Raw genomic sequence first — 12,247 nt, forward strand, 5'->3', positions numbered from 1 at the left:
TAGGGATACTTCCCTAGTCGCTTATTGTTAATATTTCTATGATAAACTGTACATATAACCGTTAGACAGGAGCGAAAAAAATGTATCCTACCGAGTACATACAATTTTTAATTCATTTTCACGGAGACTGTGATTATTTTGAATGTCATGAAATATTAGAAGAGTATTGGAAATTAAAACCTAGAGGAGAACGCGACACTTACTTAGTCGGTCTCATTCAAATTGCTGTTTCCTTATACCATCACAGACGATCCAACTGGAATGGTGCAGAGAAGATGATAAAAAGCGCAATAGCACTTTTAGAAAAGAACAGTACATCTTTACATCAATTAGGAATAGATCATAAACAACTTATATTCTTATTAAATGAAAGGTTACAATCTATCCACAAAAAGGAATTTTTCGCGCCGTTATTTTTACCATTATTAGACGCATCGTTAGAAAAACAATGCATACAGTTATGTAAGAAACAAAACCTCTCTTGGAAAGATGTGAATTTCATTCCTGGTGAATACATCATAAATAAGCACACATTGCGCGATCGAACAGAAGTCATTTCTGAACGACACGAACAACTACAAAAAAGAAAGCAGAGATAATAAACTACTTATCCCTGCTTTCATGAATGTATATTTTGTTCAAGCTCTTTACACTTTTTGCAAAAACTTGCTGTTTGCTCATTTCCGCAAATTGTAAACTCAAGAAATTTACTCTTAAGCCCTTGAACCATCTTCGTCCCAATCCCCATATGACGGTGAGACGGATTCACGCTCAAATGCTGAATTTCCAATACCTGATCTTCTTTTTTTATAATCCCCATTATCCCAACAAAATCTTCATTTTGTTTCCACAAATACAATTGCCAATCCTCTTTCGCTTCATACTCTTTCATTGTCAATTGTAATGTTTTTACATCTTTTTCAGTTGGCATAAATGAAAGAAGCCCCATTGCAATTTTTTCATAACTTTTTTTAAAACGAATTAACATAACCCTTATCCCTTCTTACAAAAGTTACAAACTATTTATCCCATCAATCACTCTTTTCATATCACATTCATTCTACAATATTTTTACCAGAGTGAGAAGAGGCTGAAACAACTTGATAATCATACAAAGCGTTAAGAAGAAAGTCAAATATATGTTTCCACGCTATTTCTTTCTATTACACCGCTCAAAAAAGAGACAATACTGTATAGGAACTAAAAGGAGAATCCCTTTCTCATCACATTTCACTTATTAACCACTTTTGAACAAAGTAGTTCTACCAAAAGCAATATGTTAAGAGAAATCCATTTATTGAAGCATATAATTCGTACTCCATCCTATGTGTTTTGTTAAAAGTGTGTTCTCATGAACAATATAATTTAACGTTAGTAGCCGTCCTATTTGTGTCATATACTTTAAAATATATACCAATTCCTGTTTATAGGAAATAAAAAAAGAGAGCAAAATCGCTCTCTTTTTCTCACAACTTATTCTTCCCAAACTTTAACTTCTTTCATTACATCGCCTTGACGCATGTTTAATACCGTTTCAATACCGCTTGTTGCTTTACCGAATACAGTATGTACGCCATCTAAATGCGGTTGTGGCTCATGAACAACAAAAAATTGGCTACCACCTGTATTACGACCAGCATGTGCCATAGAAAGTGATCCAACAAGGTGTCTACGAGGATTTCCATCAGTCTCACATGGAATAGAGTAACCTGGGCCACCTGCACCTGTGCCTGTTGGGTCTCCACCTTGGCTTACGAAGCCAGGAATAACGCGGTGGAATGTCACACCGTCATAAAATCCTTGCTCTGCTAATTTCTTAAAGTTTTCTACTGTTTTTGGTGCCTCTTCTGGGTAAAATTCTAAATCGATTTTTTCGCCATTTTCCATTAATATGTATCCTAAAGTTTTCATATGTATATGTCTCCTTTCAACTATCTCAGCACTATATTACCATATTCATGACGAGAAACAAAAAGAATCCGACAATCTGCATACTTCTTTTTCGAAATGTGGAAAAAGCTAGGTGACAAATTTTTAAAATATACTATAATAACTGTGTTGCCCGAAAATTTCAGAAAGAGAAAGGGAGCGATTTTTCGTGAAAGCGAAATTACTAGCTCTGCTATTAGCTGTAGCCGTATTTATTATGCCAACAGCTTCATTTGCAGACATCATTGAGGGAGAATCAATTGTTACACTAGGAGAAAACTTATCTGAACAACAAAAACAAGAGCTGTTAAAGGAAATGAAAGCACCAAAAGATGCTACAATCATCACTGTGTCTAATGCGGAAGAACATAAATTTCTAGAAGGAATTGTTCCAAAAGCACAAATTGGTACAAGAGCAATTTCCTCTTCTATGATTACATACACAAAACCAGGGTCAGGTCTCATTGTACGCTCAAAAAACATTAATTCGATAACAGATGCAATGTACACAAATGCACTTATTACAGCAGGTGTGAAAGATGCAGAGATTCAAATTACTGCACCATTTAAAGTTTCCGGAACTGCTGCTTTAACAGGTTTAATGAAGGCCTATGAAACAACATCGAACAAGGAAATTCCAGAAGATGTTAAAAAAGTAGCCAATGAAGAAATGGTACAAACAGCAAAACTTGGTGATAAAATCGGTGAAGACAAAGCAGTTCAACTTGTTGCAAAAATTAAAGAAGAAATTGCAAAAGAACAGCCAAAAACAACTGAAGATTTACGTTCATTAATTAAAAAAATTGCTGATCAACTTGGCATTACATTAACAGATGAACAGTTGGATAACTTAGTATCGTTATTTGATAAAATGAAAAATCTTAATATCGATTGGAACCAAGTTGGTAGTCAATTAGATAAAGCAAAAGACCATGTGTCTGCCTTCTTAGGATCTGAAGAAGGACAAAGTTTCCTAGATAAAGTAAAAGATTTCTTCTCTAGTATCATTGATTTCGTTAAATCTTTATTCAAGTAAAAAAGAAGCTCGCCAGTGACGAGCTTCTTTTTTATACAAGTAACGGTAATTTCATAATAGCTTCTTCAACCGAACGAACAACATGATTTGCTTTCTCCTTCACATACGGATGAGCATGATGGAGGGTGAAGGAGTGCGGGGTTACTTCAAACATAGAAATATCATTGAAAGAATCTCCAATACATGCAACTTCATTTGCTTCAATTTGTAAATGTTCCATTAATCGCTTCAGAGCGCTTCCTTTACTTACACCTCTTGGCATAATGTCAACATAGCGCTTACCCGATATAAAAACTTCCGCTTGGCTATGAAATGTATCTCGCAACTCTTGATCTAATGCTACAATTTTTTCTTCTTCGCCAAAAATAAATAATTTCGCAGGATGTACAGTCTTCCCAAATTCCTCTTCTAGTTCTTCGATTTCAGCAATATGCACTCCCATATACTCTTCAAAAGTATGATGATGTTCATTCTTCCTTTTTGTATATCGCTGCTCATTTGCACAAACAATATCTGCTAGTCCCTTTTTATGTATATATCGATATATTTCCTGGGCAACCCCATCTTCAAAACTCGATTCATGAAATACTTTTCCATCCGGTAGTATCATTGTCGCTCCATTTAAACTAGTTGTGTAATACGGGAACGAAAACCTTTTTACCGCCTCATCAATTCGGTGAGTAAAACGGCCAGAGGCAAAACAAATATTTGTCCCTTTTTCAGCTAGCCAACAAAGCGCTCGTTCATCTTCTTTTTGCATATGATTCACATTGTAAACGAGCGTATCATCTAAATCACTTACAAATAATTTAATCATGTCCTCTTCCCCTTTCATACACAATATCTACTCTAATTGTACAAAAAAAATGTTTGATTTTTGTTAAAAAAATAATAAATTTTCAATAAAAAATAAGCAGGAGCATAACCCCGCTTATTTTTGTCTTCGCACATTTTGAGGTCTTACAATACTTGGACGAACCTTTAAACTAGACATAGTTGGACGAAGTAAAATTTTCGTTAACGCGCCCCAATCAAACGGTAAAAACGGCCATAAATACGGTGTTTGCAAGCTTCTTATAGATGTTAAAAATAGAATCAACATCGTCATTCCAATGACAAATCCCATTTCATGAAATATGCCTGTTAAAATAATTACAAACAATTTTCCAATCTTATTCCCAAGCCCTAACTCATAACTTGGCGTAGCGTATGCTCCAATCATAGAAACTGCTACATACAAAATAACTTCTGGTACAAATAAACCTACATCAATTGCAATTTGACCAATTAATATGGCAGAAATTAATCCTGCTGCAGACGACAATGATGTCGGTGTATGAATGGCAGCCATTCTTAAAAATTCGAGTCCGACTTCCGCCATCAAAATTTGTAATAAAATTGGTAAGTGCGTCATCTTGTTTGGTCCAATGAAAGCAAGACTATCCGGTAAAAGAGTTGGATTAAAAACAAAAACTAACCAAAATGGCAGTAAGAACAGCGAAAATATAACACCTAAAAAACGTACCCAACGTAAAAATGTACCTACAGCTGGATTTTGTCTAAACTCTTCTGCATGCTGTAAATGGTGGAAATATGTTGTTGGAGTGATCATAACACTTGGTGATGTGTCAACGAGTACTAACACATGTCCTTCTAATAGATGATTTGCTGCTACATCTGGTCTTTCTGTGTATCGAATAAGCGGGAATGGATTATAACCTTGTTTAACTACAAATTCTTCTACTGTTTTATCCGCCATCGTAATCCCATCTACATCAATGTTATTTAATTCTTGTTTTATAATCTTTACTAAATCTGGATTTGCAACATCTTGAACGTATGTAATACAAATATCCGTTTGCGATCTATCTCCGACTCGAATCATTTCATTTCGAAGACGTGGATCGCGTATCCTTCTACGAATTAATGCTGTATTTACAACGATATTTTCAACAAAACCATCCCTTGCACCGCGCACTACCTTTTCTGTATCTGGTTCTGTCGGTGTCCTGCCCGGATAACTACGAACATCTATTGCGAACGCTTCCGTTTCGCCTTCCACAAATATAATAATGAGTCCTGATAATACTTGGAGCATTACCTCATCCATCGTTTTCACTTTACTTACTTGTTGATGAATTAAACGATTCTCTAAAAGCTTCACTGTATCTTCTTCTACATCCCTTATTTCATTTGTATCCACCGCTTCTTCTAAAATAGGGATAATATAATTCGTATCACAAAGTCCATTTACAAATAACACACCAATTTCTTTATTTAAAATTTGAAATTTACGAATACCAACATCGTATGTAACACCGAGTCCAACTGTTTGCTTTAAGTAGTTTTCATTATCACTTAAAAAAGATGAAATCGGGATATTCACTTTTTTAGGCTTCGTCATAAAACCCACTCCTTTCCAAAATTAATTGAATCGCTTTTCTAGTAATAGGTGATCCTCTCTCCCATTCATCATTTCCGCACATCTTACCAATATCACCGACCCCCACAATGACAGGAACATTCAGACCATCTAAACAATAAATCGTATCCCCACTAATCCTGCCAACTTCACCATCTGGGAGTCCAAATTTATCAACGCCGTATTCTGTCAAATTCCCATTCCGATCTACACTTACATCTACACGCGCCCATTCCCAATGATGTGTATTAGATGCTACTGCTAAAATACCCAGTACATCAACTTGTTTATGTGTTGCGACATACTTTAACGCCTTTTCACCAGATCCTTCTCCTATAAATCCGCTGTCATCAAACATGACAAATACAGGGTCATATGGCGTTTGCATAATAAGCTCAACAACTTTCTTCCCTGTCAATTTGGTCGGATTACTTTGCGATGCCGAAATACACCTTCCCCCAAATTCCTTTGTTAACAGCTCAATTGTCCGCTTTGCATATTCATCTCCATCTGTGACCAAAACAACCCTTCGTCTCATTTGATTTATCCTTTCGGTTTACATATAAGTGCAACAAAAAATGAAAATAATATCGCTGCTGAAATCCCCGCAGACGTTAAACTAAACATACCGATTCCAATTCCTAAATATCCATGTTTTTCTGCCGCATGCATTGCCCCGTGCAATAGTGAGTGTCCAAAACTTGTAATAGGGACCGTTGCCCCAGCACCTGCAAATTTTATAAGCTTATCGTACAATCCGAATCCGTCTAAAATAGCTCCGGCGACTACAAAAGTTGCCATTAAATGTGCCGGTGTTAACTTTGCGAAATCCAGCAACACTTGTCCAATTACACAAATAGCTCCTCCTACAAGAAATGCGTATATAAAATCCACCATTCACTCTCCTTTAACGCTTTCAAACACAACACCATGCGCAATCGTTGGAATCGTTTCCTTCTGTTGCATCATCATGGGGCTTAATAGAGCTCCAGTTGCAACGACAAAAATTCTTTGTAAATTCCCTTTTTGCATTTCACGCAATAAATGGCCGTATGTTACAACAGCTGAACACGCACAACCACTGCCCCCTGCAAACACTTCTTCTTGATTTGAATTGTAAATCATTAATCCACAATCGTTGTGTACATTCCCCAAATCATATCCTTCCTCAAGTAAAAGTTGTCTCGCAATTGGTGTCCCAACAGCTGATAAATCACCAGTAACAATAAGATCATAATCAGCTGCACTTCTTCTCAAATCTTCAAAATGCTGTTGAATTGTATGAGCAGCAGCTGGTGCCATCGCTGATCCCATATCTAAAGGATTAGCAATTCCTAAATCTTGTACTTTGCCGATTGTTGCTGCTGTTATTTTAATTGCACTCTCCTCATTGCTAATTAATATTGACCCTGCTCCAGTAACAGTTGAGTTTGCTGTCCCTGGCTTTTGTCCTCCGTATTCTGTTGGGTAACGAAATTGTCTTTCAGCCGTCGCATTATGACTACTTACTGTAGCTAAAATACGATTCGCAAATCCACCATCTATAAAAGCTGATCCAACAGCCAAAGTTTCCATTGACGTCGCACAAGCGCTGAACATCCCTAAAAAAGGAATACCATACTCACGAGCAACGTAATTTGCTGTCACTGTTTGGTTTAATAAATCTCCCGCTAAAAAGAAATCAATTTGTGATTTTTTTATATTCCCTTTTTGCATCGCTTGTTGAATCGAGTCTGACATTAACCTTCGTTCAGCAAGTTCCCAGTTTTCCTCTCCGCAATGTAAGTCAGAATATGAAATATCAAAATCCTTTCCAAGAGGGCCTTCAGCTTCTTTCGGACCGACAGCAGTACCAGTTGCATTCACGAAGATATCATTTTGAAATACCCACGTTTGTTTTCCTGTCAATCTCATACCCACCCCTCCTTTAAGACATTAAAATTTGAAATGTATATCTTATTAGCCCGATAATGTATGCACCGACGACTCCAAATACAATGACACTTCCTGCAAGCTTAAACATGTTAGTAGCGATTCCTAGAACAACCCCTTCACTCCTATGTTCTAGCGCGGCACTCGCCATAGAATTCGCAAATCCAGTAACTGGTACTGCTGATCCCGCTCCAGAAAACTGCCCGATTTTATCATATACACCACACCCTGTTAAAATCGCTGATAGTAAAACAAGAGTTGCAACTGTAGGGTTTCCTGCCTCTTTCTCACTAAAGTGAAAGTAATGTATATAAAATTTCATCAACACTTCTCCCGCCGTACAAATGAGTCCACCAACAAGAAATGCCTTCACACAATTTATGAAATAGTTCGGTTTTGGATGGTACTCCTTCACTTTATTGATGTAATCGTCCTTCAATTTTCGTCCTGCCATATATATTGCCTCCTACTTTACGAAATAAATCCAGTGAAACAACGAGCCTATTACTTTCCCAAGTACAAGAGCAACCAGTAAAACAATAATTTTCCCCTCTACCCTTACTCGTTTCGCTAAAATAGGTAAAACGTTTAATACTTCCGTTAACGCCGCAGCGAGCATTCCAATGAATGTGCCACAAAATATCCCTAATATAACAAGCCAATATTGTGACGTTTGAAATGTAATATTTTTCAAACTACACCAAGCCCCTGTTAAAGTACCTGCAATGACCGCCCACTCAAAATATTGAATATGCTTTCCACTTCTCGTTAATTGAGCCAAACGCGGGATTATACCAAGTACAGCTAAAAACGCGACATATCCGCTACCTACTGCAATCCCTCCAGCTAAACCAATTAATACAACAAATGCACACTCAATCATCAGCAATCTGTTTCATATTATCCTTGTTTTCATGCACAATTACATATTGATCAAGCGACTGCTGATATTGAAACATCTCAACTTCTAACGGGCTCGGCTCTTCATTAATTCTCTTTTGAAATACATGATTAAAAAATAAGACCATACCTAATCCAAGACCTAATGAATAAGGAATTTGAAATAAAAGTGGTTGCGCCTTAAATTCTCCAGTAATCATGTAATATAACCGTTGGTGTACTTGTTGCATACTTACATCTTCATGGAAATAAATGATCGCAAGGGCCGCTCCAATGAAAAGTAACAACCATACAAGTCCGAAGAAAACCGGATGTACTTTCTTTTTTTCGTATATAATTTCAACAAGAGTTTGTCCAGAACCAAGTAAATTAATTTGTATGTGAGCCGCTTTTTGTTGAATAATCTCAATCACTTTCATAACATCAATTACAACATGTGTTTTATCATGCGCTGTTATTTTGTAGACTATCTCATTTTGTAACGACTCAACTACCAAAGAATCTCCGGCAAGTTGAGCAACATCGCTCAGCTTTACTTCATACGTAGGAGACACTTTTAAGCGATTGCGCATTTTAATATAAATCGTTTGTTCCAATTTTCATTCACCCCTTCACTCTTCCTCGTAGTTGTAGTATGGTTATTGGAATTTTTTCTAATACAATTTTTTCATAAAAAAAACATCTGTACCGTTTCGGTACAGATGTTTTTAGCTTATGCCTTTTTCTTAAATAAATTTGCAATACTTAATGCAAGTCCTCCCCAAATGACTACCATACCTATAACCATCATCATAATCGCTGATCCGCTCATCATGAAACACCTCGGTCCTTCCATTCTTTTTCAAGCTGGGCAGAGACTGAATGTATTTGTGCATTCCATTTCTTCAGACTAATGACTAGTGCAACTATAAGAAACGCTGCCGCTATCGACCAACCATACGTTACAACAAAAAAAATCGAATAGATAGCTATTCATCTATTCGATCTTTCATCTGTTTTAATATTTTCTTTTCAAGCCTTGAAACTTGTACTTGCGAAATGCCTATGCGCTCCGCTACTTCTGATTGGGTTTGGTCTTTATAATAGCGCAAATACACAATTAGCCGTTCTCGTTCATCCAATTCTCTAATTGCTTCTTTTAAAGCAATTTTATCAAACCATTTCGTTTCCGATTGATCTGCAATTTGATCTAAAATAGTAATCGGATCTCCATCGTTTTCATACACAGTTTCATGTATCGACGAAGGAGCACGACTCGCTTCTTGCGCCAGAACAACTTCTTCCGGCGTTAGTTCAAGAGCCTCTGCTACCTCATTAATCGTTGGGGCCCTTCCAAATTCCTTCGAAAGCTCGTCTCTCATCTTTCGGACTTTGTTTCCTGTTTCTTTTAAAGATCTACTTACTTTCACTGATCCATCGTCACGTAAAAATCGTTGTATTTCACCGATAATCATTGGAACTGCATATGTTGAAAATTTCACGTCGAAAGATAAATCAAATTTATCTACCGATTTTAAGAGTCCAATACATCCAATTTGAAATAAATCGTCTGGTTCGTATCCTCGATTAAGAAATCGCTGCACAACCGACCATACGAGACGCATATTACTTTGAACGATTGTATCTCTCGCTTGTTGATCTCCATCTTGACTTTTTTGAATTAACGCTTTTAGCTCGTGGTCCTTTAACTGAGGTTTCTTCTTCTCATTTCTGACCTCTATGTCCATTGGCTATTCTCCTTAATTGCATAGAGCGTTACTATTTGATAAGTATTTTGTCAAATGGATTGTTGTCCCGAAAGATTCGTTTGAAATAACTTCTACTTCATCCATAAAATTTTCCATGATAGTAAATCCCATTCCGGAACGCTCTAATTCAGGTTTAGTTGTAAAAAGGGGTTGTCTTGCCTCATCTAAGTTAAAGATACCAATCCCTTCATCTCGAATCGTGAGTTTCACCATCGCTTCTTCCAAAATCACTGAAATATAAACAACACCTTCTGCATTCCCTTCATACCCATGAATAATTGCATTTGTAACCGCTTCTGACACAACTGTTTTAATCTCTGTTAGTTCTTCCATCGTCGGGTCTAATTGCGCAATAAAAGCAGCTACCGTAACACGAGCGAATGATTCATTCTGACTTAACGCTGAAAATTGAAGGTTCATTTCATTTCTCATCTATGCCACCCCCAACGTCGCGAGCGCATGCGCTTCACTTTCTTCTAAACGAACAATTTTGAATAGACCTGACATTTCAAATAAACGTTTAACAGGCGGTGAAATTGCACAGACAACCATCTCTCCACCTAATCCCTTTACATGTTTATATCGGCCTAATATAACGCCTAAACCTGAACTATCCATAAATGTTAAGTTCTCTAGGCTCAAAACAATATGATGAACACCATGTGTCTCAATCATATCTGTTACTTTCGTTCGCAACTCTTCAGCAGTATGATGATCTAATTCACCCTCTAGCCTCACACATAAGACGTCACGTTTTACTTCTAAATGCATGGAAAGACTCACACGATTTCCTCCTTATGCTCAAACTTTATTCTTTAACATAAGATTTTCGTGATATAAAACAAGAATCCTTCCTACTGACAAAAGAAGAACTATTTCGCCATAAAGTGAAACCTTTCAGCAATTATCCCCGTAAATACGAACAGAAAAGCGGCAAAATTTTCACCGCTATTTTGATGTTGAAAACATCCCAAAGCTTCGTTTAAATAACTCCCACCAGCTAGCTGCATCAACATCTTCTTTCGCTACAATTGTTTGTTTTAATAAAACATCTTTATCTCTTTTAATAACAAGTGTGCCAAGTGCATCACCTTTTTTAATCGGTGCCTTCACTTTCTTTTCAGCAATCACTTCTTGTTTAACTTTGTCCATATTTTCGCCCTTCTTCATAAGAAGAGACACATTGTCTGACGCAACTAAATCTACTTTTTCTTCCTTACCTTTTCCTACTTGTACAGTCTTAATTTTCTCACCACGTGTATACAATTTCTTTGTCATGTATTGTCCAAATGCATAATCAAGCAGCTTCGTTACTTGATTGTTCCGTTCTTTTGAAGTAGGTGCTCCCATTACAACTGAAATAACACGCATACCATTTTTTTCAGCTGATGCTGTTAAACAATATTTCGCTTCCGTCGTAAAGCCCGTTTTCACTCCATCTACTCCAGGATAAAAACGTACTAGCTTATTCGTATTAACGAGCCAAAATTTCTTATCCGTATTTTCACGTAAATAGTCTTCATATTTACCTGTATATTTTCGAATAAGTGGATACTTCATCAACTCTTTCGCCATAATAGCCATATCATTCGCTGTAGAATAATGATCTTTCGCTGGAAGACCTGTCGGATTTTGAAAATGTGTATTTTTCAGCCCTAGATCTTTCGCTTTTTTGTTCATCATATTTACGAAACCTTCTTCTGAACCAGCGATATGCTCAGCTACTGCAACAGATGCATCATTTCCAGATGCAATTGCAATGCCCTTTAACATTTCATTTACAGTCATCTCTTCCCCAGGTTCTAGAAAAATTTGTGATCCGCCCATTGAAGCTGCGTGTTCACTCGCTCTCACTTTATCTGTCAGTTTTAATTTTCCTTTTTCAACTTGTTCCATAATTAAAAGCATTGTCATAATTTTTGTCATACTAGCAGGTGGTAACTTTTCATTCGGATTTTTATCAAATAAAACTTTACCTGTATCTTGCTCAATTACGATCGCTGACGACGCTTGTTCCGCTAACTTCGGCGTGGCTTCTTCTGTTTTCTCCTGCTTCGTTTTCTCAGATTGTGCAAAACTAACTGAAGTACCAGAAAGCAATAACATGAAACAAACAAGTATTCCAAAAACTCGCTTCATGACTAACCCTCCATTCTATATCAAACCTATTTTTTCCAATTTATTCATTTTTAATACCATATTTTTCTATCATTTTCAGTTGACAAATAAATTCATTGCTTATATTGTATTAAGTGTATTACACACAGTAGTACACTTAAT

17 protein-coding genes are annotated in these 12,247 nt (G+C 36.7%); 2 read left to right on the plus strand and 15 right to left on the minus strand.

What is annotated here, in order from left to right; genetic code table 11:
* The first annotated feature begins 80 nt into the window (after positions 1–80).
* The gene (locus MHB76_RS19135; protein WP_078172872.1) at positions 81–599 is read left to right on the plus strand and encodes a DUF309 domain-containing protein; all 519 of its coding nucleotides are present in this window, start codon (positions 81–83) and stop codon (positions 597–599) included.
* A 20-nt stretch (positions 600–619) separates the two neighbouring features.
* On the opposite strand, the gene ribT is transcribed toward MHB76_RS19135, so the two are convergent.
* Together ribT and MHB76_RS19145 are read right to left on the minus strand one after the other, a co-directional pair.
* Positions 620–988 (minus strand): GNAT family N-acetyltransferase RibT, encoded by a 369-nt coding sequence (ribT, locus tag MHB76_RS19140; RefSeq protein ID WP_002160619.1) that lies wholly within the window; start codon positions 986–988, stop codon positions 620–622.
* 485 nt (positions 989–1,473) lie between these two features.
* Positions 1,474–1,911: a peptidylprolyl isomerase gene (locus MHB76_RS19145; RefSeq protein WP_002160618.1), complete on the minus strand. Its 438-nt coding sequence runs from the start codon at positions 1,909–1,911 to the stop codon at positions 1,474–1,476.
* A gap of 187 nt (positions 1,912–2,098) precedes the next feature.
* Between MHB76_RS19145 and MHB76_RS19150 the strand changes: the two genes are divergently transcribed.
* A complete protein-coding gene (locus MHB76_RS19150) occupies positions 2,099–2,965 on the plus strand; it encodes a DUF1002 domain-containing protein (protein ID WP_078172871.1) in 867 nt (288 codons plus the stop codon).
* Positions 2,966–2,996: 31 nt separating this feature from the next.
* Here MHB76_RS19150 and MHB76_RS19155 read toward each other — a convergent pair whose 3' ends face one another.
* The 13 genes from MHB76_RS19155 to dacF all read right to left on the minus strand — a co-directional run bounded on the left by MHB76_RS19155 (position 2,997) and on the right by dacF (position 12,106).
* Positions 2,997–3,800, minus strand: coding sequence for a Cof-type HAD-IIB family hydrolase (locus MHB76_RS19155; RefSeq protein ID WP_078172870.1), 804 nt, complete (start codon positions 3,798–3,800; stop codon positions 2,997–2,999).
* Between the two features lie 96 nt (positions 3,801–3,896).
* Positions 3,897–5,369: a spore germination protein SpoVAF gene (gene spoVAF, locus MHB76_RS19160; protein ID WP_078172869.1), complete on the minus strand. Its 1,473-nt coding sequence runs from the start codon at positions 5,367–5,369 to the stop codon at positions 3,897–3,899.
* Positions 5,356–5,925, minus strand: coding sequence for a stage V sporulation protein AE (locus MHB76_RS19165; RefSeq protein WP_002111611.1), 570 nt, complete (start codon positions 5,923–5,925; stop codon positions 5,356–5,358). Before MHB76_RS19165 ends, spoVAF begins: the two co-directional genes overlap by 14 nt.
* Before the next feature lie 5 nt (positions 5,926–5,930).
* Positions 5,931–6,281 (minus strand): stage V sporulation protein AE, encoded by a 351-nt coding sequence (gene spoVAE / locus MHB76_RS19170; RefSeq protein ID WP_002014916.1) that lies wholly within the window; start codon positions 6,279–6,281, stop codon positions 5,931–5,933.
* Between the two features lie 3 nt (positions 6,282–6,284).
* Positions 6,285–7,301, minus strand: a complete 1,017-nt coding sequence (gene spoVAD, locus MHB76_RS19175; protein ID WP_078172868.1) for a stage V sporulation protein AD — start codon at positions 7,299–7,301, stop codon at positions 6,285–6,287.
* Positions 7,302–7,314: 13 nt separating this feature from the next.
* Complete coding sequence (gene spoVAC / locus MHB76_RS19180) at positions 7,315–7,773, minus strand: stage V sporulation protein AC (RefSeq protein WP_002160614.1); 459 nt, start codon at positions 7,771–7,773, stop codon at positions 7,315–7,317.
* Between the two features lie 12 nt (positions 7,774–7,785).
* Entirely contained in the window at positions 7,786–8,202 is a 417-nt protein-coding gene (spoVAB, locus tag MHB76_RS19185; protein WP_033710789.1) for a stage V sporulation protein SpoVAB, read from the minus strand.
* The gene (locus MHB76_RS19190) at positions 8,195–8,815 is read right to left on the minus strand and encodes a stage V sporulation protein AA (protein WP_078172867.1); all 621 of its coding nucleotides are present in this window, start codon (positions 8,813–8,815) and stop codon (positions 8,195–8,197) included. The genes spoVAB and MHB76_RS19190 overlap by 8 nt, the downstream gene beginning before the upstream one ends.
* Before the next feature lie 116 nt (positions 8,816–8,931).
* Positions 8,932–9,033, minus strand: a complete 102-nt coding sequence (locus MHB76_RS19195) for a methionine/alanine import family NSS transporter small subunit (RefSeq protein WP_002094424.1) — start codon at positions 9,031–9,033, stop codon at positions 8,932–8,934.
* Positions 9,034–9,187: 154 nt separating this feature from the next.
* Positions 9,188–9,946: an RNA polymerase sporulation sigma factor SigF gene (gene sigF, locus MHB76_RS19200; protein WP_002111619.1), complete on the minus strand. Its 759-nt coding sequence runs from the start codon at positions 9,944–9,946 to the stop codon at positions 9,188–9,190.
* Positions 9,947–9,958: 12 nt separating this feature from the next.
* Positions 9,959–10,399, minus strand: coding sequence for an anti-sigma F factor (gene spoIIAB / locus MHB76_RS19205; protein WP_001243400.1), 441 nt, complete (start codon positions 10,397–10,399; stop codon positions 9,959–9,961).
* Positions 10,400–10,750, minus strand: a complete 351-nt coding sequence (gene spoIIAA / locus MHB76_RS19210; protein ID WP_002088460.1) for an anti-sigma F factor antagonist — start codon at positions 10,748–10,750, stop codon at positions 10,400–10,402.
* A gap of 165 nt (positions 10,751–10,915) precedes the next feature.
* Positions 10,916–12,106, minus strand: a complete 1,191-nt coding sequence (gene dacF / locus MHB76_RS19215) for a serine-type D-Ala-D-Ala carboxypeptidase DacF (protein WP_078172866.1) — start codon at positions 12,104–12,106, stop codon at positions 10,916–10,918.
* Between the last annotated feature and the right edge of the window lie 141 nt (positions 12,107–12,247).

Origin of the sequence: Bacillus sp. FSL M7-1345, assembly GCF_038006985.1 — a bacterium.
GTDB lineage: Bacteria > Bacillota > Bacilli > Bacillales > Bacillaceae_G > Bacillus_A > Bacillus_A cereus_U.

Coding starts and splice junctions, on each gene's coding strand:
- MHB76_RS19145 (WP_002160618.1), bottom strand. CDS start 1,911: ATGAAAACTTTAGGATACATATTAATGGAAAATGGCGAAAAAATCGAT.
- spoVAB (WP_033710789.1), bottom strand. CDS start 8,202: ATGATTGAGTGTGCATTTGTTGTATTAATTGGTTTAGCTGGAGGGATT.
- spoVAF (WP_078172869.1), bottom strand. CDS start 5,369: ATGACGAAGCCTAAAAAAGTGAATATCCCGATTTCATCTTTTTTAAGT.
- MHB76_RS19195 (WP_002094424.1), bottom strand. CDS start 9,033: ATGATGAGCGGATCAGCGATTATGATGATGGTTATAGGTATGGTAGTC.
- spoVAD (WP_078172868.1), bottom strand. CDS start 7,301: ATGAGATTGACAGGAAAACAAACGTGGGTATTTCAAAATGATATCTTC.
- ribT (WP_002160619.1), bottom strand. CDS start 988: ATGTTAATTCGTTTTAAAAAAAGTTATGAAAAAATTGCAATGGGGCTT.
- MHB76_RS19165 (WP_002111611.1), bottom strand. CDS start 5,925: ATGAGACGAAGGGTTGTTTTGGTCACAGATGGAGATGAATATGCAAAG.
- spoVAC (WP_002160614.1), bottom strand. CDS start 7,773: ATGGCAGGACGAAAATTGAAGGACGATTACATCAATAAAGTGAAGGAG.
- MHB76_RS19135 (WP_078172872.1), top strand. CDS start 81: ATGTATCCTACCGAGTACATACAATTTTTAATTCATTTTCACGGAGAC.
- spoIIAB (WP_001243400.1), bottom strand. CDS start 10,399: ATGAGAAATGAAATGAACCTTCAATTTTCAGCGTTAAGTCAGAATGAA.
- MHB76_RS19155 (WP_078172870.1), bottom strand. CDS start 3,800: ATGAAAGGGGAAGAGGACATGATTAAATTATTTGTAAGTGATTTAGAT.
- dacF (WP_078172866.1), bottom strand. CDS start 12,106: ATGAAGCGAGTTTTTGGAATACTTGTTTGTTTCATGTTATTGCTTTCT.
- sigF (WP_002111619.1), bottom strand. CDS start 9,946: ATGGACATAGAGGTCAGAAATGAGAAGAAGAAACCTCAGTTAAAGGAC.